Annotated in this window: 22 protein-coding genes; 8 read left to right on the top strand and 14 right to left on the bottom strand. The window is 65.0% G+C overall.

What is annotated here, in order from left to right; all coding sequences use genetic code 11:
• Nucleotides 1-161 precede the first annotated feature (161 nt).
• A complete protein-coding gene (locus EJO66_RS32600; RefSeq protein WP_164547865.1) occupies nt 162-323 on the bottom strand; it encodes a hypothetical protein in 162 nt (53 codons plus the stop codon).
• 281 nt (nt 324-604) lie between these two features.
• Here EJO66_RS32600 and EJO66_RS20220 point away from each other — a divergent pair, with 281 nt between their 5' ends.
• Nucleotides 605-1,831 carry a glycosyl hydrolase family 28-related protein gene (locus EJO66_RS20220; RefSeq protein WP_125965901.1) on the top strand — a complete coding sequence of 409 codons (1,227 nt, stop codon included), beginning with the start codon at nt 605-607 and terminating at the stop codon, nt 1,829-1,831.
• Nucleotides 1,832-1,930: 99 nt separating this feature from the next.
• Here the strand turns inward: EJO66_RS20220 and EJO66_RS20215 are convergent, their stop codons facing one another.
• Entirely contained in the window at nt 1,931-2,380 is a 450-nt protein-coding gene (locus EJO66_RS20215) for a hypothetical protein (RefSeq protein ID WP_164547864.1), read from the bottom strand.
• A 148-nt stretch (nt 2,381-2,528) separates the two neighbouring features.
• On the opposite strand from EJO66_RS20215, the gene EJO66_RS33375 reads away from it, so the two are divergent.
• Entirely contained in the window at nt 2,529-2,885 is a 357-nt protein-coding gene (locus tag EJO66_RS33375) for an SOS response-associated peptidase family protein (protein WP_420856697.1), read from the top strand.
• Between the two features lie 329 nt (nt 2,886-3,214).
• On the opposite strand, the gene EJO66_RS20200 is transcribed toward EJO66_RS33375, so the two are convergent.
• The 4 genes from EJO66_RS20200 to EJO66_RS20185 all read right to left on the bottom strand — a co-directional run bounded on the left by EJO66_RS20200 (nt 3,215) and on the right by EJO66_RS20185 (nt 5,996).
• On the bottom strand, nt 3,215-3,517 hold the full coding sequence (locus tag EJO66_RS20200) for a hypothetical protein (protein WP_206168866.1): 303 nt from the start codon (nt 3,515-3,517) through the stop codon (nt 3,215-3,217).
• A 2-nt stretch (nt 3,518-3,519) separates the two neighbouring features.
• Entirely contained in the window at nt 3,520-3,699 is a 180-nt protein-coding gene (locus EJO66_RS20195; RefSeq protein ID WP_125965898.1) for a hypothetical protein, read from the bottom strand.
• Between the two features lie 111 nt (nt 3,700-3,810).
• Entirely contained in the window at nt 3,811-4,980 is a 1,170-nt protein-coding gene (locus EJO66_RS20190; protein ID WP_125965897.1) for a hypothetical protein, read from the bottom strand.
• Nucleotides 4,981-5,264: 284 nt separating this feature from the next.
• Nucleotides 5,265-5,996 carry an HNH endonuclease signature motif containing protein gene (locus EJO66_RS20185; RefSeq protein WP_125965896.1) on the bottom strand — a complete coding sequence of 244 codons (732 nt, stop codon included), beginning with the start codon at nt 5,994-5,996 and terminating at the stop codon, nt 5,265-5,267.
• A gap of 462 nt (nt 5,997-6,458) precedes the next feature.
• Between EJO66_RS20185 and EJO66_RS20180 the strand changes: the two genes are divergently transcribed.
• Entirely contained in the window at nt 6,459-7,745 is a 1,287-nt protein-coding gene (locus EJO66_RS20180; RefSeq protein WP_125965895.1) for a methyl-accepting chemotaxis protein, read from the top strand.
• 36 nt (nt 7,746-7,781) lie between these two features.
• Here EJO66_RS20180 and EJO66_RS20175 read toward each other — a convergent pair whose 3' ends face one another.
• Nucleotides 7,782-8,273, bottom strand: a complete 492-nt coding sequence (locus tag EJO66_RS20175) for an SRPBCC family protein (RefSeq protein WP_124959871.1) — start codon at nt 8,271-8,273, stop codon at nt 7,782-7,784.
• Between the two features lie 224 nt (nt 8,274-8,497).
• Between EJO66_RS20175 and EJO66_RS20170 the strand changes: the two genes are divergently transcribed.
• Together EJO66_RS20170 and EJO66_RS20165 are read left to right on the top strand one after the other, a co-directional pair.
• Nucleotides 8,498-9,214 (top strand): dienelactone hydrolase family protein, encoded by a 717-nt coding sequence (locus EJO66_RS20170; protein WP_125965894.1) that lies wholly within the window; start codon nt 8,498-8,500, stop codon nt 9,212-9,214.
• Nucleotides 9,211-9,594, top strand: coding sequence for a DUF427 domain-containing protein (locus EJO66_RS20165; protein WP_124959869.1), 384 nt, complete (start codon nt 9,211-9,213; stop codon nt 9,592-9,594). The genes EJO66_RS20170 and EJO66_RS20165 overlap by 4 nt, the downstream gene beginning before the upstream one ends.
• Here the strand turns inward: EJO66_RS20165 and EJO66_RS33370 are convergent.
• Nucleotides 9,549-9,908 carry a hypothetical protein gene (locus EJO66_RS33370; protein WP_399281419.1) on the bottom strand — a complete coding sequence of 120 codons (360 nt, stop codon included), beginning with the start codon at nt 9,906-9,908 and terminating at the stop codon, nt 9,549-9,551. The two genes, EJO66_RS20165 and EJO66_RS33370, sit on opposite strands and share 46 nt — an antisense overlap.
• 95 nt (nt 9,909-10,003) lie before the next feature.
• Between EJO66_RS33370 and EJO66_RS33365 the strand changes: the two genes are divergently transcribed.
• Nucleotides 10,004-10,537, top strand: a complete 534-nt coding sequence (locus tag EJO66_RS33365; RefSeq protein ID WP_420856696.1) for a mechanosensitive ion channel family protein — start codon at nt 10,004-10,006, stop codon at nt 10,535-10,537.
• On the opposite strand, the gene EJO66_RS20155 is transcribed toward EJO66_RS33365, so the two are convergent.
• Nucleotides 10,525-11,937 carry a hypothetical protein gene (locus EJO66_RS20155; protein WP_125965893.1) on the bottom strand — a complete coding sequence of 471 codons (1,413 nt, stop codon included), beginning with the start codon at nt 11,935-11,937 and terminating at the stop codon, nt 10,525-10,527. The two genes, EJO66_RS33365 and EJO66_RS20155, sit on opposite strands and share 13 nt — an antisense overlap.
• Nucleotides 11,938-12,208: 271 nt before the next feature.
• Between EJO66_RS20155 and EJO66_RS20150 the strand changes: the two genes are divergently transcribed.
• Nucleotides 12,209-14,344: a LamG-like jellyroll fold domain-containing protein gene (locus tag EJO66_RS20150; RefSeq protein WP_125965892.1), complete on the top strand. Its 2,136-nt coding sequence runs from the start codon at nt 12,209-12,211 to the stop codon at nt 14,342-14,344.
• A 33-nt stretch (nt 14,345-14,377) separates the two neighbouring features.
• Here EJO66_RS20150 and EJO66_RS20145 read toward each other — a convergent pair whose 3' ends face one another.
• From EJO66_RS20145 to EJO66_RS20135, 3 genes are all read right to left on the bottom strand, one after another.
• Nucleotides 14,378-15,484 (bottom strand): SMP-30/gluconolactonase/LRE family protein, encoded by a 1,107-nt coding sequence (locus EJO66_RS20145; RefSeq protein ID WP_125965891.1) that lies wholly within the window; start codon nt 15,482-15,484, stop codon nt 14,378-14,380.
• A 176-nt stretch (nt 15,485-15,660) separates the two neighbouring features.
• Nucleotides 15,661-15,879: a hypothetical protein gene (locus tag EJO66_RS20140; RefSeq protein WP_223262317.1), complete on the bottom strand. Its 219-nt coding sequence runs from the start codon at nt 15,877-15,879 to the stop codon at nt 15,661-15,663.
• Nucleotides 15,880-15,963: 84 nt separating this feature from the next.
• Complete coding sequence (locus EJO66_RS20135; protein WP_206168865.1) at nt 15,964-18,150, bottom strand: copper-transporting P-type ATPase; 2,187 nt, start codon at nt 18,148-18,150, stop codon at nt 15,964-15,966.
• Between the two features lie 191 nt (nt 18,151-18,341).
• Here EJO66_RS20135 and EJO66_RS20130 point away from each other — a divergent pair, with 191 nt between their 5' ends.
• Nucleotides 18,342-19,094: a carbonic anhydrase gene (locus EJO66_RS20130; protein ID WP_164547863.1), complete on the top strand. Its 753-nt coding sequence runs from the start codon at nt 18,342-18,344 to the stop codon at nt 19,092-19,094.
• 25 nt (nt 19,095-19,119) lie between these two features.
• Here the strand turns inward: EJO66_RS20130 and EJO66_RS20125 are convergent, their stop codons facing one another.
• Nucleotides 19,120-20,646 carry an amidase gene (locus EJO66_RS20125; protein ID WP_125965890.1) on the bottom strand — a complete coding sequence of 509 codons (1,527 nt, stop codon included), beginning with the start codon at nt 20,644-20,646 and terminating at the stop codon, nt 19,120-19,122.
• Between the two features lie 15 nt (nt 20,647-20,661).
• Nucleotides 20,662-21,645: a Bug family tripartite tricarboxylate transporter substrate binding protein gene (locus EJO66_RS20120; RefSeq protein WP_124959861.1), complete on the bottom strand. Its 984-nt coding sequence runs from the start codon at nt 21,643-21,645 to the stop codon at nt 20,662-20,664.
• Nucleotides 21,646-21,723 lie beyond the last annotated feature (78 nt).

Below are 21,723 nucleotides of genomic sequence, written 5' to 3'. Positions count from 1 at the left end.
CGTGTCCTGTCATTCAAGGGGCCAGCTCACCGGCACACTAAAGGCTGGTGCTACTTCGAGTGACTTGGCTAGTTGGACATCCGAATGGATTCGGGCCTATGGCTGCGAGAAATCGAAGCGCCAAGGCCTGATCGACGCCTGGCCTCGCTGATTGTGCAGCACTATGTGATGGCTCGGGTGAGGCCGAACATGCTGAAGATCTTCGCGTCCATTTGAATGCGTAGCCAGTCGGCATCGTGTTCCAGTTTGCCGACTCGGTCCAACTGCTTGCGGTTCGGAGGATTGCCGCAGCCATAGGCGCACTTCATCAGGGCGACGTTCACATCACCACGGGCTTTGAGCGCTCGCCCGTTCGCTTGGTGCCAGCGCGAATACAGCTGTTTCCAGGTCTCGAATGCTTGGGGATCGATTCCACCGCTTTCTCCATCGGCGAAGCGACGTGCTTCGTGATGGAACTCTCGCGCGAAAGACCGCGGGGCGCCACTATCTGAGTTGATAGGGGCACATCCAGCGGAGTGCGCAATGCAAAGTACGCGCCCGAAATCCCTATGCAAATTCCTTTTTCGACTCCTAGAATCGTTTGACTTTTACTAGGAGGAAATTGATGGAGAAATATCTAAGAACTTTTGGAGTACTGACTGCGGTACTGAGTGCTGGTTTTGCCTTTGCCCAGGGCAACACGATCGGCAACGCAATCAATGTGACTACTTTCGGTGTCCAGTGCAATGGCACCGCAGACGATACCGGAGCCATAAATACGGCGCTATCGACGGCTGGAGGCCGAACTCTCGTTTTTCCGGCAGGCGTTTGCCTCTATTCCGGCGGTGGAGTTCTTTCCAACGGAACGACTATTGTGGGAGCCGGAAGGAACGCGACGGTCATCAGAGCCACCACCTCGAACGCGACACTCTTCAATGTTGGTGGCTATGGGGCGGGTATCCGCTCCATCAAATTTAATGCCGCCGTTCCACAAACAGGCGGGAGCTATGTGGTCCTAAGCGGCCCCGAGTCGTTTATCGAGGATTTCTTCATGACCGGGGACTACAACGGTATTTTAATGACGGGCAACGTCGCGAGAATCCGGCATGGACGGTTCCAAGACGGCGCACCTGGTGCGATTCGCATTCGTGCAGAAGGCGGAGACAACAGCCAGTTGATCGATGACGTGTTGATGGGCGCCCAGCAACCGCAGGTGTCCTTTGCTGGCATCCGGGTCCGCAACTCCGCGGCGCTGATCATCAGCAACACCTCGGTCATTCAGCAGGGGACGGGCCTGTTGATCGATCCCTATTCCTCCACCCTCGGCGGAGCCACTGACGCAGGTATGGTGGCGAGCCTTTGGGTACATCACTGCTTTTTTGACAATTCAAGCGGCAGCGGAATCGCGATCAATGCCACAGGGTCGGGAAGCGTAGTGCGTTCGCGCTTCGATAGCGTTTGGGCGGGATCATCCGGATCTGATGGTGTGCGCATCGTCAATAATGGTTCCGGGACGGTTTCTGGCATCCATTTCACCTCTCCCCATTTTCTCTTGAATGCCGGCTCTGGAATCACAACCGGTGGGACAGTGAGTGACGTGTCTATTACCGGTGGCGAGATTGGAGCCAACAGCTTCGGCGCCTATTTCAATCCCGGGCTGACGAGTGTCAGAATTACGGACTCCCGCATCGGAAATGGTGCAGGCGTGGGTGGAAATTCTGGTGCAGGCGTCGTGATCAGCAGCGGCGTTGACTATGTGATCTTGTCCAACAATGATCTGCGCGGGAATGGTTCAGCGATTGCGAACCCGAGCCCAAGTCCCAACCAATTGATCACCAACAATTTCCAATAAGCAGCGGGGGTGTACCGTTGCCGTAGGCAGCCGCAAGGAGTGCAGGCCTCTGATGCATGAGTGCGCACTTACGAGGCGTTGACATTGCCGCGCTGACGACTACTCCACCCCAAGACGCCCAACCGGCACGCGGTGCCAGACCTGCCGGGGCTCCAATACCCTCAACTGGCCGTCGACGTGCTGAGCCTCAAGCTCGATGCCTGAAATCAGGAAGCCCGGCCCCTTGAACGGCACGATGACCGGGTCAACGATCCGCCCGCGGCTGGCCATCTGGGCGGCCCCATGGCTGACGTACAGGCTGACCTCCACTAGGTTGCGCGCTGAGTTGTTCTTGTCCCGGTCGGACTCCAGAATGGTGACGGTGTAGCGCCCGGGTGGATCCCGCTCCGCAGGTTTCAGGCGCAGGCCGTTTCGCATCAGGAAGGTGACTTCGGCGAAGAACATGCCTGTACAAATATACAGTATTTGTACTGCGATGAGCGCATGGAAAACGTGCCCGCAACCCTTTGGATTGCCGCCTGCGCGCACCGGTTGCAGCAGCAGTGGCATACCGTCGATCCACTTGAGTTGGAGGATGTCGCGCGCGATCTGTGGCGCGACGAGCGGCTGCGGACAATGCTTCCCGAGGCAGCTGCAGTCGAGTGGCTGAGGCCAATCACCGAGTGACATCGCGCGGCAGCGCCCCAAGAATGAGCCGATGTGTACTCGCTACATCAGCCCGGAGCAGCGCGAGATCGAGGCCTTCTGGCGAATCGACCGGCGATCCAACCAGCGCAAGGACTGGGAGAATCTGCTGACGGTGTTCCCGCTGTCACTGGCCAGCTTCATTCGGCGAGCCGACGATGTCGAGTACGCGCGCGAGCTCGTGGTGGGGCAGTGGGGAATGAATCCGCCCTGGTCGAAGACGCATGTGCCGATGACGGCGCGCGGCACGCGCCTGAGCACGGTGAACGCGCGCACCGAGGGTATGGAGAAATCGCCGACCTACAAAGATGCCTGGGCCCGCGGCAAGCGCTGCATCATCCCGGCCGCCAGCTTCGACGAGCCGAACTGAGAAACGGGCAAGAACGTCTGGTGGCGCTTCCGGCGCGCCGACGGTGCGCCATGGGGCCTGGCCGGGCTCTGGAACACCTGGATCGACAAAGAGACGGGCGAGGTCTGGGACAACTACACGATGCTGACGCTGAATGCCGACGGCCACCCGCTGATGGGCAGGATGCACAGCCAGATCCGAAACTGCCGGCGGACCAGCAGGACAAGCGAAGCCTGATTCCGCTCGAAGCCCATGACTTCGATCGCTGGCTCACCTGCACGGTCGAAGAGGCGAGGGAGATGCTGAAGGTGCCGCCAGTCGAATTGTTCGACGCCGGACCGCTACAGCCGTCAGTCGAGCTTGGGAAGCTCGAAACCGAATCCGAAACCTGAGGACTTCTCCTTCGGCTTGCGCGGCTCCGTGCGAGGGCCTCGATCGAGATCGGCTGTCAGTTCCTGGAGCGCGAGCAGGCCCTTGGCCATGGCGTCCTTGTATGAGGACTCCCACCGCTCGGCCCGCTTCAGTTCCGACCAGGTCGAGAGGTCGGATGCCGCTTCGATGAGCACCCATTGGAACCAGCCTGGCTCGGGTTCTTCGACGTAGACCGCGATGTGGCGGATTGAGGTCAAGGCTTTCGCGCGCTTCGTGGCCATGCTTATTCCTCGTCTGGCATCTCGAATGCCACAGCGATGCTCGCCAGCTCGGCGACCTTGCGTGGATCGACGGTCACGCCGATGGGCAGCAGGTGGGCGGCCAGCTCATAGATGAAGTCGTAGTCAGCGCAGCCTTCGCACATCTCGTAGTAGGCGCGGGCGAATTCGTTGGTCCAGACCACTTCGTGAGGGGCTTGTCAGGCCTCCACATGGTCGCATGCTATCTCGCAAATAACAAAGCCCCCAGGCTTTGGGCACTGCAGGCTTTGAGCGGTGGTTTCCCGTCCGACGCTTCAATTTCCCAGGTAGTTAAATAGATTTAGGCCGACTGCTTTGTAGCCGGAGTTATCGTCATGAACAACCCCGAAGTATGCTTCGCACGAGGGAAGCTGATTGGCGGGCAAGTTCATGAGGCGCCAGAATAAAATCATTTCCACTCTTGAATTTATCTCACTGTCGAACCCGACAGCAGCATAGTAGGAGTCCCGTTGAGCTATAGCCAAACTTCCTCCGGGGCTCTGCGCAGTGCAGTTAGGCGGAACACGGTCCGCCGCTCCTGTCTCTCCTATAACCAGCTTACCCTTTAGTGTTGATGGGAGGATTTGATCAATGGCAAGAACACGGGTTCTTAGTTTGTTTAGCAAATCCCCATATCCTTGAAACTCAAAATCGTTCCTCACATAAATGTGAGCATTGGGCAATCCGGTCCCGTAGAGCTGATAATAATCTGAGATGTACTGCGCTTGCGGATCGGCGACGCCCGACCCATATCCTGCATACACTCCTACAACCGACGGCATTAGTGTCTGCACGCTTGTGCCGTACAGATTCAAGTACCACTGGATTCCATTTTGCAAGTCAGCGGCTCGCGTAGGCGATGAGTTGGCTGTTGACCCAGAGGTATTTTGAAGTGAGTCAAATTCATTAAATCCTTCGACAAATAGGTGAGTTGTCATCCAAGTTCGGTTTACGCGTGGGCTATTCCACAGAGCTTGAACGAGGTTCCCCATTTCTAGGGCGAGTGAATTTTTTAGCGTAGCCCATTCTTGATCGGACGTCGGCATTGGGGTCCATGCGCTTCCGTTTGGCGACATCCAAGACGGGATGGGTAATCCAAATGTCAGTGTTAACTTTAGGTTGTAGTTCGAGTAAATTGAAATGATGTCAATGACGTCTTCATAGTGATTGGTGGTCGAATTCGGTCGCAGTGCGGCTAGAGGAATGATCTCTCTGAACGCGCCGACATGTCGTTGGCTGGCAAGGTCCAATATTCGACCGTTAATGAGTGCTGCATCTGCTTGGTAGGTGTTTGTAGGGCACTCTGTGCACCAATGCCCTTTGGATTTCATGTATCCAGAAATGAATGGCTCATTGAAGCCGATGCTCCACTTGTCCGCCGCAAGCGACAGAGAGGATATGAATAGGGTGCAGAACAGGAGCGCAAGTTTTAAATAATGGGTCACCGTTTTTCCTCAAGTTTGGCTGAGCGGCATGCTACTGCCATAGGATGGCGACCCGTCAGCGCCCGAGGCGATGCACGCGCCTCCAAGGGTGATCCGGCGACGGCCCGCTCTCCAGTGGGTTGACGACAGCCCCGGGACTGCGCGGTTGCTGGGGCTCGGGTGGAGGCTCCTCCATGAAGGGAAGCTCCAGGTCGCCCTTGATGATGCTTGCGTAGGCGACCTGTGTGCGGATGGCGTTCACCGCGACGGTTGCAACCTCGCAGTACACGCGCACCTTGGCCAGATCAGGTGTCGGGGACGTTCTCAATTCGCGCATCACTTCGAATAGTTCGCCGCGAAGATCGGCCATGTTTTTCACGGTCATATAGAGCTTTTTTAAGATCGCCCAGAAGGCGGATGGTTTCCTGCAGTGCAGGCGGATATGACCGGAGTTCGGTCATGCGGGTAGCGGCCTCGGCGTCAGTGATAAGTTCGAGGTTTCCAAAGGCACAGTTGCCCCGGTCGCCATCTTTGAAGAGCACGCGCGAACCCTTTGGCGGTAGCATGCCGGTGTGCTCTTTCCAAACTAGGTGGTGCTTGCGTATCCAGATCGCTTTGCCGGCGTCGTCGAGGATCTTCACCATCAGGTACGAGTTTTCTCCCTGCCGGCGGACTTCAGCGCCGACCGGAAGCGGTGTGCCGCGCCAGTGGTACTTGCCGCTCAGGCTCACGGCGATGGCCATGTGCTTGACGGCCTGGCGGCTCCGGCCGGTGCGCTGGACGATCTCATCAATCGCGCCGAGCGGATAGAGATCTCGGAGCAGGGTCACCTGTTCCTCGGTCCACCTGTGCTTCGTTGGCTTGCTCATGAAGGGCGAGTATTCCAACGACGAGAAGCCATACCCACGCAGAGATTTCCGGATTGGCGTGAGCCAAAGTGAGCGGCATTCGGGCGCGCCCATGCGCGTGCGCGCGCAGATTACTTCAGCAAAAGCCTCGATGCGCAGGCATTTACAAGAAGGTGACAAAAATGTCACTCGCCTCTCCGCGCTGTGACGCCCATGTCATCGCCATTAACAGTTGGCGTTGTAAAAGCGGGAAAGTTGTGGAGTGAACGTGGGAACAGGCGACTGCGGACCGCCTCCGGGGGACGGGTCATACTGCCTAAATATTCCCTTAACTATTCTCCGACCCGCACAGATGCTGGGTTGTGGGGCGGATTGAAAATCCGCGTGTCGGTGGTTCGATTCCGCCCCAGGCCACCACTCATTACTTCGCAGTCGTCCATAGACGTCCGCGAAAGTTAAAAAGCCCTAAGTAAATCAACTACTTAGGGCTTTTTTCATTCCAGAGCACCTCGCAGCATTCCGTGCCAAGCCGGGCATTCGTGGGCGAACCCCGGGTTTACGCCTGGATCCGCACCCTCAAGTTCCGCCGTGGCACTGCCGATATACCAGGCAACCTGGCCCCCGCGTCGGCGGCCGTCACGGGAAAAGCACATGCGCAATTGGAAGATCAGTGCCCAGCTGGGCGCGGCGTTCGGAATCGTGTTGCTGTTGATGGCGACGGGGCTTGCGATCGGCATCGCGGGCCTTCAGGACGTCGCCGGCAGCGGCGTCGCCCCGGAACTCGCACGGCATATCGCTTCGACGCGCAACCTCATGGCCGGCTTCGGGGTTGCGGCGCTGCTGGCGGGCGCGGGCTGCAGCGTCTGGCTCGCGCGCAGCATCATGCAGCCGCTCGGCGAGGCAATCTTCATCGCGGAGACCGTGGCCTCGGGCGACCTCAGCAAGGAATTCGAGACCGAGCGCGGCGGCGATTTCGGGCGGCTGCTGCGCGGCATGGGCGAGATGGAAGACACGCTGACGGACGTGGTGACGCGCATCAAGGCGTCGACCGATTCGATCGTGGTGGCGTCCGGGCAGATCGCCGCCGGCAACCAGGAGCTGTCCTCGCGCACAGAGGAGCAAGCGAGCTCGCTCGAGCAGACCGCGGCGTCGATGGAAGAGCTCACGAGCACCGTGAAGCAGAACGCCGACAACGCGCGGCAGGCCAACCAGCTCGCGCTCTCGGCCTCCGAAGTGGCGGTCAAGGGCGGCAGCGTGGTGGGGCAGGTGGTCGACACCATGGCGTCGATCAATGCTTCTTCCCGGAAGATCGTCGACATCATCGGCGTGATCGATGGCATCGCGTTCCAGACCAACATCCTGGCGCTCAACGCGGCAGTGGAAGCCGCGCGCGCGGGCGAGCAGGGCCGGGGCTTTGCCGTGGTGGCCTCCGAAGTAAGAAGCCTCGCGCAGCGCTCGGCCGCGGCGGCCAAGGAAATCAAGGGCCTGATCGACGATTCGGTGGGCAAGGTCGACGCGGGCAGCGCGCTCGTCGGCGAGGCCGGCAAGACGATGGAAGAGATCGTGAGCGGCGTCAAGCGCGTGACCGACATCATCGGCGAGATCACGGCGGCGAGCCACGAGCAGGCCCAGGGCATCGAGCAGGTCAACCAGGCGATCGCGCAGATGGACCAGGTGACGCAGCAAAACGCGGCGCTGGTCGAGGAGGCGGCCGCGGCGGCCCAGTCGCTGCAGGAGCAGGCCGGCAGCCTCTCGCAGGTGGTGGCAACCTTCAAGCTCGACGACGAGGAACTCGCCGCGGCACCGCCCAGGCCGGTGTCCGTTCAGGCGCGGCCTGCCGTGCAGCCGGCTCGGCGCGCCATTGCCGCACCGCAGCGCAAGCCGGCGGCGGCCATCGCGGGCACATCCGCTGCCAGCGGAGACTGGGAAACTTTCTAAGCCCGTCGCATCCCGCGCGCGGTCCGCAATGAACTGTCAGGCCTGCTGCCAGCCATCCTTGTGCGCATCCGGGTTCTTGTCCGCGACAAGATTCAATTTGATGCCATGCTCGAGGAACGCCTTGAGCCCCGCAAGCGTCCAGGTGAACCCCTGAGTCGACTCGGCAACGTAGCTGAAGAGTTCGTCTCCGTCACCTGTCCAGCCAGACTCCGTGATGGCGACATAGGTCGTCCCGTCCTCACGTGCGGAAAAATTCCATTCAACCGTCGTGCGGCCGCTGTACCCGTCCCACTCGATCACGATGCGCTTGTCGGGTTCAATGTCTTTCACGAGCACCGACGTGGATGCTCCATACATTTCCCAGTCCCATCTGACTTCATGACCGGTCTCGAGCCGGCCGCTGCTTTTGGTGAACCAGAAGTTGGTTGTCACACGGGGGTCGATGAACGCCCCGAACACCTCTGAGACGGGCCTGCGAATGAGCATCTCCGTCTTTGCGACAGGTGCTTTCGTGATCTCGACTTTCATGGTGACCTCCTTTGCAGGACGCGATGCGGCGCCTGCGAATGGATCTTGGCATTGAGCGCCTCGCACCATGAGGGCTCGGCGGCATTGACCCACCTGCAGCGCAGTTTTCTTTCAATATGCAACGCTCCACTGCACCTACGCGAATGTGAGCATCGCCCTACAGAAGAACCGCTGCAAAAAAATAAGGTGACCGATGGCGAGGCCGAGCACACACAAAGAGCGAAATGCCTCGCGCAAAAGGAAGCCAGGAATTGACCTTCCCATCCCGAACCGTCGAGCGCCGTGCGCTCCGAATTCCCCTGCGCTCTTCCGTGACGCTGGAGGCCGACCTGAGCCTGCCGGCGGCCTCCCGCGGCATCGTGCTGTTTGCGCATGGCAGCGGCAGCAGCCGCTTCAGCCCGCGCAACCGCCAGGTCGCGGAGAGCCTCAACGAGGCGAAGCTGGCCACGCTGCTCGTCGACCTCCTGACCTCCGACGAAGAGGCCATCGACGAGCGCACGCGCGAGCTGCGCTTCGACATCGACATGCTGGCCGACCGGCTCGTCGGCCTGACCGACTGGCTGTGCGACTGCGAGCCCGCCGCGGGCCTGAGGATCGGCTACTTCGGTGCGAGCACCGGCGCGGGTGCTGCGCTGGTGGCGGCGGCGCAGCGGCCCGACGCGGTGCACGCCGTGGTCTCGCGCGGCGGGCGGCCCGACCTGGCCGGGCAGGCGCTCGAGCGCGTGCGCGCGCCCACGCTGCTGATCGTCGGCGGCAACGACGGGCCGGTGATCGACATGAACTGGCAAGCCCTTGCGGCGCTGCGCGGCGAGAAGCGGCTTTCGCTCGTGCCCGGTGCGACGCATCTTTTCGAAGAGCCCGAAGCGCTGGGCACGGTGTCGAAATTGGCGCGCGACTGGTTTCGGGACCATCTCGATCCCTCCAGGAGCACGAAGAAATGAGCAAATCACCAGGACACCAGAAATGGCCCGACCACCAGGTGCGCGAAGAACCGCTTCGCCAGCCGATGGAGGTCGAGGTCGAAGGCGTGGTCGTCGCGAGTTCGGCGGAGGTGATCAAGGTGGTCGAGGACAAGTCGCCGGTGCGCTGCTACTTTCCGCGCACCGACGTCCGCACCGAGAAGCTGAAGCGTTCGCAGACCACGTCCGAATGCCCGTTCAAGGGCACCGCGAGCTATTACAGCCTGAACGTGGGCGAACGGCAGCTCGAGGACGCGGTCTGGTCGTATGAGGATCCGTACGGCGAGCACCAGGCGCTGAAGGGCCGCATGGCTTTCTACGACGACAGACTGCCGGAAATCCATGTCCGCCCGAAGAGCTGACGCGCCACAACGCATGAAGAAGAAGGTTGCCCGCGCATGAACGAAGCACTCGGCGCTCTGGCCGATGCAACGCTGCTGGGGCTGCCGGTGCCCGACCTGGCGGCATCGACGACACGGTGGTCGAAGTGCTGGCCGGCACCAACCGCGCATTCCTGGTGCTGGCCGCGCTGCTCGTCGGCGTGGGCATGCTCGAGCTGCCCGAGCGCTGGAACCAGCGCGTCGGGCAGCTGTGGTTCATTGCGCTCGCGCTGCAGGCGGGCCTGTGGTTCACGCGCGCAATAGGCTTCGGGCTGCGCCGCTACGAGCAGCGCCATTCCTCCGCGAGCATGACGCAGGTCAGCGCATCGGCCACGCTGATGTCGTGGTCGCTGCGCACCGTGCTGTGGGCGGCATTGCGATTGCCCTTGCGATGCAGAACATCCTGGGCGACCTGTTCGCCTCGCTGTCCATCGCCGTCGACAAGCCGTTCGAGGTGGGCGATGCAATCGGCATCGGCGATCTCTTGGGCACGGTGCAGCACATCGGCCTCAAGACCACGCGGCTGCGCAGCCTGAGCGGCGAGCAGATCGTGATCGGCAACACCGACCTGCTCAAGCAGACCGTGAAGAACTATCGCCGCATGGACGAGCGCCGCATCGCCTTCAAGTTTGGCGTGAGCTACCGCAGCACGCCCGAACAGCTGGAAGCCATACCGGGCATCGTGAAGCGGCTGATCGCGTCGCGGCCCTCGCTGCGGCTGGACCGCGTGCACTTCCAGGCCTTCGGCGAAAGCTCGCTCGACTTCGAGGTGGTGTACTTCGTGACCACGCCGGACTACGCGCTCTACATGGACGAGCAGCAGCGCCTGGACGTGGAGTTCGCGATTCCGGCGCGATCCCTGCATGTGCTGTCGCCCGAGGGCCGCCCCGCGGTGGCGAAGGAGCCGGCCACTCAGGAGGAGTAGGAACGCTGCAGGCAATGCGCCAACGACGCCAGCAGGTCGTCCGGATGCAGCATGGCCGCGCGTGCCTTCTGCGCGGTTTCGTACTGGTGCAATGCGGCCTGCAGCCGCGGTGCCGTGGCCAGCGCGTGCCAGACCGGGGCCAGTGCGGCATGCGATGGCGCTTCGCCGCGCGCGAGTTGCTGCGCGAAGGCGAGGCTCGCGGGCTCGGCGAGCAGCACGGCCTTGGTGGCGGCGCCCAGCGGCTGCGGCAAAGCTTCGGGCGGTGCCGAGCAGCAATAGATCACGTGGGGCGGCAACAGGCGGCGGATCGGGCGCATGCCTTGCAGCGATGCACCGGCGATGCGCTGCTCGCCGTCGGCCGACGCGAAGGCGTAGACCGCTTCGGCACGGGCCTGCGCAAGGCGCCGCAGGCCGCGCAGCAGGCGCGGAAAGTCGGACGTGGCCGCGGCGGGCGATGCCTTGGTTTCGGCGAGGAGAACGAGGTCGGCGCCGCCATCCGCTTCGCCGCATGCATCGCCGCGCACGATGGCGGCATCCCATTCTTCCTTGGCCTTGCGCGCTTCTCCCGGAAACCCGCGCGGCGTGCGAAGACCGCGGGCGACGCGGTAGGTGGTGGCTCCCTTGCGATGCCGGTTCAGCATGCCGGCGATCTTGCGGAATGCCTCGACCGCAGCGTGCTCGGCGATCCGGCCCTGCTGCGCCGATGCGCGCCCTTCGGCGGCCGCCGCATCGCTGCCCGCGAGCGGTCCGCGCCGTTCGCACAGCGCCTGGTAGCGCTGCACGCTCTCGAGCCGGAGCAGCTCGCTGCCGCGTGCCAGCCGCTGCAGCGCGGGGCTGGACTGGATCGCTTCCAACGGCGCGCGAAAGTTTCCGGCGCCGGGGAGTTCCTGCGCGAGCAGCCGCCCGATGGCCTGCGCAAGTTCCGTCCATGCGCCCGCTGCTGCAAGGCCGTGCAGCCGGCCCAGCGCGTCGCGCGCGGCGCCGGCTGCCTCGCGCCGCAGCTTGCCGGGGTGCGCGATGGCATCGACCGCCATTCTCAGGGTGCGCCGATCAGCCGCGCGCTGCCGGGACAGCTGCACATGCTCATGCACCTGCGCATCCTGCGCCTGCAGCATCGCGGCCTGGAACGCCGGGTCGCCGCGCTCGGGCGCGAGCGCCTCGCGGATCAACTGCGCCAGCGCGCGGGTGAAAAGCGCCTGGATGCCATCGTGGCCCGGTAGCGCCGCGGGCGATGCTTTCTCGATGCGCGCAGCTTCCATTGCAAAGGCGAGCGTGGCTTCGGTGCCGCCGGCCACGGCCGCCTCGGCATCGGCCGGCAGGGGCGGCAGGCGGTACCTGCGCGGGGCGGTGCGCAAGGCGGCCAGGAGAAGGGCGTCGAGGTGATGCGGCTGCAAATCCATTCGAACGTACTTCAATGCTGAAAGATCGTTGGTTGCCGGGGGGCGGACTTCGCTGGCCACTCTACGTCATCAAGGCGCATGTGGTCGTGGACGTGACATTTCTGAGCGCGTCGATGTTCAGGGTGACACCAATGTCATCCGAGGCGAGGCTTCTCGCGCATCCGCGGCGTTCCGTCGTCCGGGTTCGACCAGGCGGCGCATAGGAAAGGATTCATCCGCGGATCGGGCATGCATGTTGCGGTAACGAGATTTGACAAATCTTGACTTCGACATGCCTCAATCAAACAGCCAGAACAACAGCAACCCCCTGGACCGCCGCGCGTTCTGCGTGAGCGCCATGGGTCTCGCCGCCCTCGGCACCACCGCATGCGGCGGCGGCGGAGGTGGTGGCGGTGTGGCGGGCGGCTTCGGCGCGCTGGGCAATGCGCCGCAGGCGGATGCATCGGCCCCGGCGGCCGCCCCGCCAGCCGCGCCCGATGCGCCAGTCGCGCCCGGCGCGGCGCCTCCCGCACCGCAGGCGCGCAAGTTCGTGCACCCCGGCCTGCTGCACACCGAGGCCGACTTCGAGCGCATGCGCCAGAAGGTTGCGGCCAATGCGCAACCCTGGGTCGCCGGCTGGAACGCGCTCACGTCCAATGGCCGCTCGCAGCTCGGCGCCAAGCCGCGGCCGCTGGCCACGGTGATACGCGGCGGCGACGGGCAGAACTTCGCGCAGATGTACATCGACATCGCGCGCGCCTACCAGCTCGCGCTGCGCTGGAAGGTGTCAGAGGACACGCGCTACGCCGACCTCGCGGTCGTGTTCCTCAATGAGTGGTCGTCCACGCTGACATCGATCGAGGGCAATGCCGATCGCTTCCTGGCGGCGGGCATCTACGGCCAGCAGTTCGCGAACGCGGCCGAGATCATGCGGTCCTATCCGGGGTGGGCGGCCAGCGATTTCGCGCGCTTCCAGAACATGATGCTCACGGTGTTCTACCCGCTCAACCACGACTTCCTCACCAGGCACAACGGTGCGGTGATCACCAACTACTGGGCCAACTGGGACCAGTGCGCCATGGGCTCGATCCTGGCCATCGGCGTCCTGTGCGACCGGCTGGACCTCTACGACGAGGCGATCAGCTACTACAAGGCGGGCCAGGGCAACGGCGCGGGCCTGCAGGCGGTTTATCACGTGCATCCCGGCTACCTCGGCCAGTGGCAGGAGAGCGGCCGCGACCAGGGCCACTGCACGCTGGGCATCGGCCTGGCGGGCGCATTCTGCGAGATGGCCTGGAACCAGGGCGACGACATCTACGGCTACGAGAACAACCGCTTCCTTGCCGGCGCCGAGTACGTGGCCAAGTCCAACCTGCGCGACGGCACCGGCAACTTCTACACCGTGCCCTTTCTCACCAGCGCCAACCGGCAGGGAACGGCGACCGTGCTGTCGACCGGCGGCCTCGGCCACCGGCGCGGCATCTGGGAAAGCGTTCACAACCACTATGCCAACCGCCTGGGCATTGCCACGCCCTACACCGCGCTGCAGGCCGAGCAGATGCGGCCCGAGCTGGACGGCAACAACGGCGACCAGCTCGGCTTCGGAACGCTCACCTACACGCGAGATCCGATCGCGACGCCGGTGCGACCGAGCGGGCTCACCGCGCGCGTGCACGGACCGCAGGTCGAGCTGTCTTGGTGGGGCTGCACCGGCGCGCTGAGCTATTCGGTCAGGCGCGCCACCATGGCGGGCGGCCCGTACGCCACGGTGGCCACGGGCATCAGCGACACGCTGACCTTCACCGACAGCACCGTCGCGCCCGGTGTGGTGTACCACTACGCGGTGGTGGCACTGACCGCGGCCGGCGAAGGCAACCCCTCCGACGAGGCCCGCGCCGCCATCAAGCCCGAACTGCTGCTGCAGCGCGACTTCAGCGAGACGCAGGCGGCCGCCGACTACGCCGAGCTTCCCGTGGGCGTGGTGAAGAACGTGGCCGACTTCACCATCGCCTGCCGGGTGTTCCTGGACGAGATCTCGACCTGGTCGCGCGTCTTCGACTTCGGCTCCGGCGAGCGCCGCTACATGATGCTCACGCCGCGCAGCGACACCGGCAAGGTGCGCTACGCCATCTCGCCGGTCCACGGCTACAACATGCAGATGATCGAAGGCGCGTCGCCGCTGCCGACCGGCCGCTGGGTGCATGTGGCGGTGACCCTGTCCGGCACGCTCGGCACGCTGTACATCGACGGCGTGGCGGCCGGCAGCAATGCGCAGATGAGCTTTGCGCCCTGCGAACTCGGCGAGACGACGCGGAACCTGCTCGGGCGCTCACAGTATCCGAACGATCCGCCGCTGCGCGGGCGCCTTGGCGATTTCCGCATCTACCAGGGCGCGCTGGGTGCCGCGGAGATTGCGGCGCTGGTCTAGGCCCGAGCGCTAGACCGCTAGACCGCTAGACCGCTAGACCGCGCCGTGCGCTTCCACGTAGAGCGCATAGAGTGAATGGCTGCTCGCCATGTAGAGGCGGTTGCGCTTGGGCCCGCCGAACTCGAGATTGGCGCAGCGTTCCGGAAGACGGATGAAACCGATCGGCTTGCCGTCGCGGTTGAAGACCTTCACGCCGTCCATCTCTTCGGATTTTCCGAGCGGCAGGTGGGCCTTCAGGCCGCCGCCGACGTCGGTGGGCTCGGGTGCGAATGCGCCGTTGAAGCCCCATCCGCACCAGAGGTTGCCGTCGCGGTCGACGCGGAATCCGTCGAGCGCGCCGGGGCCGTCCGCGTCGATGAGCTTGGTCTTGTTCGACACGCTGGCGCCATCGGTTGCAACGTCGTAGCTCCAGATGCTGCGGTTGGGCGTGCCCTTCCACTCGACCACGTAGAGTTTCTTCTCGTCCGGCGAGAACGCGAGCCCGTTCGGGTTCACCAGATCGGTGATGACGGCGCTGAGCTTGCCGTCTTTCGCGATGCGGTAGACGTTGGTGGTGGCCTGCTCCGGCGTGGCCTTCGATCCTTCCCACTCGCCGTTGATGCCGAAGGTCGGGTCGGTGAACCACACGCTGTCGTCGGACTTCACGACCACGTCGTTGGGCGCATTGAGCTTCTTGCCCTCGTAGCTGTCGGCCAGCACGGTGATGCGGCCGTTCTTCTCGGTGCGCACCACGCGGCGCGTGACCGAATGCTCGCAGGTGACGAGGCGGCCCTGCCGATCGCGCGTGTTGCCGTTGGCATAGTTGGCGTTCTGCTTGTGCACCGTGAACTTGCCGGTCTTCTCGTCGTACTTCATGAGCCGGTTGTTCGGAATGTCGCTGCACAGCAGGTAGCCGCCTTCCGGAAAGTACACCGGCCCCTCGGCCCAGCGCATGCCGGTGCCCAGTTGCTCGACGGTGCTGCTGTAGATGCGGTACTTGGCAAAGCTCGGGTCCAGGATCAGCACCGAGGGATCGGGGTAGCGCTGGTTGGGCTTGAAGTCGAAGGACTGCGCGCTGGCCAGCCCGGCGAAGGCGGCCAGTCCGGAGCCCGCGGCGTTCTTCAGGAAGCGGCGGCGAGGCTCGAGGGCTTTGTTCTGCATCTGTAGATCTCCTTTTGTCATTGTGGAAAACCGGCAGACGCCAATCTTACGTACCCGCCTCGCGAAGCGAAGACGCGCGGCGCTCGCACGGTGGCGCCGGGCGGCACCATCGTGCAACTGGCCAAGGCCCTCGAGGCCAGCCGTGTGTGAGAGTCCGTGTTCGCTCGGACGCCGTCTCACGCGCCCTGGGCGTGGGGCTGGGCCGGCGCACGTCGGCGGATCTCGCTGTGGAGCGCGCGCTGTCCCGCGGCCAGCGCGGCTTCATAGGTGTCCGCCGGATCGAAGGCGTCGCGAAGCACCTTGGGGTTCGCTCCGTTCGCATCCGTTTCGAGCAGGCGCCAGACAAATGATCCGAGGGCTGGCTCCTCGATGATGAGTTCGATGGGCTGTGTCATCCGTCCAACTTGCATGAACCCGCGCCAAATGTATGTAGGCCGAATTCGAATGCTGCCGGGCCCCGCACCCGATGGGGCGGCGCGTCAGCCGGGCTTGCCGCCCGTGCCCTGCGCTCTCAGCCGCAATGCATTCGTGATGACCGACGCCGAGCTCAGGCTCATCGCCAGCGCCGCGATCATCGGCGACAGCAGCCAGCCCGTGAACGGAAACAGCACGCCCGCGGCCAGCGGCACGCCGAGCGCGTTGTAGACAAACGCGAAGCCCAGGTTCTGCTTCATGTTGGCGATGGTCTTCTCGGAGACGATGCGCGCCTGCGCGATGCCGCGCAGGTCGCCCTTGACCAGCGTGACCTGGGCGCTGTTCATCGCCACGTCGGTGCCGGTGCCCATGGCCACGCCGACGTCGGCCTTGGCGAGCGCGGGCGCATCGTTGATGCCGTCGCCGGCCATCGCGACGATGCGGCCTTCGCGCTGCAGCTTCTCGACCAGCGCCAGCTTGTCGGCCGGCTTGACTTCGCCGTGCACCTCGTCGATGCCCAGCCTGGCGGCCACGGCGCGCGCGGTGGTCAGGCCGTCGCCCGTGGCCATGATCACGCGCATGCCCGACGCCTTGAGCGCCGCGAGCGCTTCCGCGGTGGTGGCCTTGACCGGGTCGGACACGGCCAGCAGGCCGGCGGGCTGCCCGTCGACCGCCAGGAACATCACGCTGGCCCCTTCGGCGCGCAGCGCCTCGGCCTGCGGCCTGAGCGCCTCGACCGGCACGCCCAGCTGATCCATGAGCGCGGTGTTGCCGAGCGCCAGCCGCCGGCCGCCGGCGCTGCCGCTCACGCCGATGCCGCTGGCGGACTCGAACTCGTCGGCCGCGGCGAGCGCAAGCCCGCGCTCGCGCGCCGCATGCACGATGGCATGCGCCAGCGGATGCTCGCTGCCCTGGTCCAGGCTCGCCGCGAGGCGCAGCACCTCGTCCTCGCTGAAGCCGGGCAGGGCCACCGCGCGTTCGAAGCCGGGCTTGCCTTCGGTCAGCGTGCCGGTCTTGTCGACGATGAGCGCGTCGACCTTGCGGAAGTTCTCGATGGCGGCCGCATCGCGGAACAGCACGCCCTGCGTGGCCGCCTTGCCGGTGGCCACCATGATCGACATCGGCGTGGCCAGGCCGAGCGCGCAGGGGCAGGCGATGATGAGCACCGCCACCGCATTGATGAGCCCGTGGGTCCAGCTCGGCGCCGGCCCGAAGAAGCCCCACGCGAAGAAGGTCAGCACCGCGATGCCGATGACGGCCATCACGAAGTAGCCGGCCACGTGGTCGGCCATGCGCTGCATCGGCGCCCGGGAGCGCTGGGCCTGCACCACCATCTGCACGATGCTCGCGAGCACGGTCTGCGAGCCGACCTTTTCCGACTGCATCACCAGCGCGCCGCTCGTGTTGAGCGTGGCGCCGATGAGCTTGTCGCCGGCCCGCTTGGTCACGGGCAGCGGCTCGCCGGTGAGCATCGATTCGTCGACCGCGCTCGCGCCTTCGACCACCACGCCGTCCACCGGCACCTTCTCGCCGGGCCGCACGCGCAGTTTGTCGCCGACGTGCACGTGCGCGATCGGCACGTCTTCCTCGGCGCCATCGGCCCCGATGCGCCGCGCCGTCTTGGGCGCAAGGCCCAGCAGCGACTTGATGGCCGCCGAGGTCTGCGAGCGCGCCTTGAGTTCGAGGATCTGGCCCAGCAGCGTGAGCGAGATGATCACCGCGGCCGCCTCGAAGTACACCGCCACGCGGCCCATCGACATGAACGAATCGGGAAACACGCGCGGCGCCACCGTGGCCACCACGCTGTAGGCGAAGGCGGCGGCGGTGCCCAGGCCGATGAGCGTCCACATGTTGGGGCTGCGGTTGGCGGCCGATTGCACGGCGCGCCTGAAGAAGGGCCATCCCGCCCAGAGCACGATCGGCACCGAAAGAACCAGCTCGATCCAGCTCTGCGTGGCCATCTCGAACCACTGCAGCCGATGTCCCGCCATTGCGAGCACGGCGACCGCCAGCGTGAGCGGCAGCGTCCAGATGAAGCGCCGCTTGAAGTCGCGCAGTTCGGGGTCTTCGCCCTCGTCGAGCGTCGGCATCAGGGGTTCCAGCGTCATGCCGCACTTGGGACAGTTGCCTGGATGGTCCTGCCGGATCTCCGGGTGCATCGGGCAGGTGTAGATGGTGCCGGCGGCCTGGGCCGGCGCCTCGGCCATGGGCGCATGCCGGTGCGGCGCGTGGTGGGAGTGCGTGTGGTTCATTGCAGTCAGCTTCGGGTCAGGCCGGCCGCCGGAGAATGGCCGCGCCGCAGGTCGTCGACTGAATCTCGAGCTCTTGCATGGGGTCTCCTTCATTGAAAGCAGGCCCCAGTTTCAGGGTTGACATCGTGGCAAGGTCAAGAGGCGTGCGGCAGGCCCATCTCGTAACTTCTTTCTTGCCGGAATTCCTGCCCATGCCTCCCGTTTTTCGCCATCTTCTGGCCGTTGCGCTGCTCGCGACCTCCACGCTCCATGCCCAGACGCTCGACTACGAGCACCAGGACAGCTGGAAGGCGGTGCACGACAGCGCCCAATCGCCGATCGACATTCCCACGCACGAGGCCCGGCCCGGCGATGCGCTCGAGCCGCAGGACATCCGCCTGAACCACGCCCGCGCAAGGCTCGAAGTCGTCGACAACGGGCATGCGGTGGAGGTCGAGGCGAAGGGGCCCGAGGCCATGATCCGCGGGCGGCATTTCAAGCTGATGCAGTTTCACTTCCATGCCGAAAGCGAACACACGCTGAACGGAAAGCATTTCCCGCTGGAGGGGCACTTCGTGTTCCGCGCCGCGGATGGCCGCCTGGCAGTGGTCGGCGTCATGTACCGCGAGGGGCCGGCCAATCCGCTGGCGGCCAAGGTGCTGGGCGCGCTCGGCAAGGACGGCCGCGGCGAGTTGCCGGCGACCGACATCTCTGTGCTCCTGCCCAGGGACAAGGCCTACTTCCACTACCTGGGCTCGTTGACCACGCCGCCGCTGACGGAGAACGTCGAGTGGTACGTGCTGCAGGCGCCCGTGCCGCTGGCGCCCGCCCAGATTGCGCAGTTCCGTGCGCGCTATGCCCACAACAACCGGAGCCTGCAGGCCCTCAACGGGCGCCCGCTCATCCGCTATCCGGCGGTGTCCCTGACGGCGGCGGAGAGTCGCGCCGCATCTGCGGCTCGCTGAACGCCAGGCCCGGCCTTTCCTTTCTTCAAACGGCGGAGACGTCCGCGTCCGCAGGCGCGCCGCTTCGCGAGTCCGGCGGCGCCGTGACGATCGACGTGAGTGCAGGTTCGGCCGCGCGCAGCGATGCGATGTCGGGCCGCGGGCGCCGCAATTGCGCATCGGCCGCGAAGGCCTGTTCCATGGCATGCGCCGCGCCCAGCACCTGGTGGTCGGCCCTGAAGGCGCCCACGATCTGCAGCCCGAACGGCATGCCCGCATGGTCGAGCCCGCAGGGCAGCGACAGCGCCGGGTGCGTCGTCAGCGTGACCACATAGGTCAGCGCGAGCCAGCGGTAGTAGTTCGCCTGCTTCTCGCCATTGATGGTGTCCGCATAGAGCTGCGTCCACGGAAAGGGCGACACGGGCGTGGTGGGCGAGAGGATCAGGTCGTAGTCGGCGAAGGCGGCCTGGAAGCGCTTGATGAGCCGGGTCTGCTCGGCCTGGGCCCAGGCGCTGTCGAGCAGGCTCATCTGCGCGCCCATCTCGTAGTTGGCGCGGGAGTTGGGGCCCAGGCTGGCCGGGTCGCGCTGGTAGGCGGCATGCATGCCGGCCACGAAGGCCTCGGCGCGCAGCACGTCGAAGCAGCGGTGCGCTTCGCCGAGGTCGAGCTCGACCTTGTCGCAGCGCTTGAACAGGTGCCGCATCGCGCCGATCTTCTTGCGCATGGTGGCGCGGATGCCGTCGTCCACCGCGCAGGTGCCGAAGTCCTCGGTCCACGCCACGCGCAGTTGGCTCAGGTCGATGCCGGCCGGCTTCAGGAAGCTGAGCGGATCGAGCGGATAGCTCAGCGGATCGCCCGCGTGCATGCCGGCGGAGGCGGCCATCTGCAGGCAGGCGTCTTCCACCGTGCGGCCCATCGGGCCCACGACCGAGATCGGCGTCCAGCCCAGCAGCTTGCGCACGCTCGGCACGATGCCCGGCGAGGGCCGGAAGCCCACCACGCCGCACTTGGCGGCCGGAATGCGCAGCGAACCGCCGGTGTCGGAGCCGGTGCACATGGGCAGCATGTCGCAGGCCAGCGCGGCGGCCGAGCCGCCGGAGGATCCGCCGGCATTCAGGTTCGGGTTGAAGGGATTGCCGGTGGCGCCCCACACCTCGTTGCGCGAGTTGGCGCCGGCGCCCATTTCCGGAACGTTGGTCTTGCCCGCCACGATGGCGCCGGCCCTGCGAAGGCGGGCCACCAGCTCGATGTCCTCCTGCGGCACGTGGTCGCGGAAGATCGCGGAGCCCCAGGTGGTGAGCAGGCCTTCGGTGGGCTCCAGGTCCTTCACGCCGAGCGGCAGGCCGTGCAGCAGGCCCAGCGCATCGCCGCGCATCACGGCGCTTTCCGCCGCGCGGGCCTCGGCCCGCGCGCGCTCGAAGCAGGTGGCGGTGACGGCGTTGATGAAAGGGTTCACGCGCTCGATGCGCGCGATGCAGGCTTCGAGCAGCTCGGCCGGCGAGACCGCCTTGCTGCCGATGAGCCGGCGCAGTTCGACGGCGGATTGTTCGATCAATTCGGTGTGGCTGCTCATGTCGCTTCGGGGGCCCTAATCTGCTGTGATGTTGGCGCGCGCGGCAATGGCGCGCATCAGCGGCAATTCCTTGGCGATCAGTTCGCTCACGGCGGCCGAATTGCTGTAGCCCGGCTCCAGGCCCTGCGCACTGAGCTTGGCGCGCGTGTCGGGATCGGCGATGGTCGCGGCCAGCGCCTTTTCGAGCCTGGCCTTTACCTCGGGCGGCAGGCCCTTCGGTGCGGCCAGGGCCAGCCAGGTGTCGGTGCTGACCTCGGGGTAGCCGCTCTCGGCCATGGTGGGCACGTCGGGCAGCAGCGTCGAGCGCTTGGCCGTGGTCACCGCAATGGCCTTGATCTTGCCGCTCTTGAGCTGGGGAATGGTCGCGCTCACGGTGTCGACGCTGAACGGAACCTGCCCGCCCATCAGGTCGGTCATGGCCGGGGCGCTGCCCTTGTAGGGCACGTGCGTCATCTTGAGGCCCGCGGCATGCAGGATGGTTTCTCCGGCGAACTGCGAGGTGGTGCCGGTGCCGTAGGAGGCGTACGAATACTTTCCTGGCGAGGCCTTCACGTAGTCGACGAACTGCTTGACGGTCTGCACCGGCACTTCGCTGTTCGCAAGCAGGATGAGGCCCACGCGCCCGGCCAAGCCGATCGGCTCGAAGCCCTTGACCGGGTCGTAGGGCAGGTTGGGGCGGATGGCGGGGTTCACGGTGAAGGTGGTGCCCGAGCTGATCAGCAGCGTGTACCCGTCGGGCGCCGCCTTGGAGACATAGCTCGCGCCGATCACGGTGCCGGCGCCGCCGCGGTTCTCGATGACCACGGGCTGGCCGAGCTCCTTGCCCAGGCGCTGCGCGATCACGCGCCCGTTCACGTCGGTGGCGCCGCCGGGCGGAAAGGGAATCACGAGCGTGACCGGGCGCGACGGAAACCCGGCATCGGCGGCCAGGGCCGCGAAAGGCGCGAGGCCAAGGCAGGACAACAGCACCATGCGGGCCAGTGCGGGGAGGCGTTTCATGAAGGACTCCTGGAGGAACAGAGCGGGGATGCAGGTTCATCCTAGGAGTCGCAACGCGCTGCCACAAGCGCAATGTTT

Source organism: Variovorax beijingensis (assembly GCF_003951285.1).
In the GTDB taxonomy this organism is placed as follows: domain Bacteria; phylum Pseudomonadota; class Gammaproteobacteria; order Burkholderiales; family Burkholderiaceae_C; genus Variovorax; species Variovorax beijingensis.
This window is presented reverse-complemented; position numbering and strand designations above follow the sequence as displayed.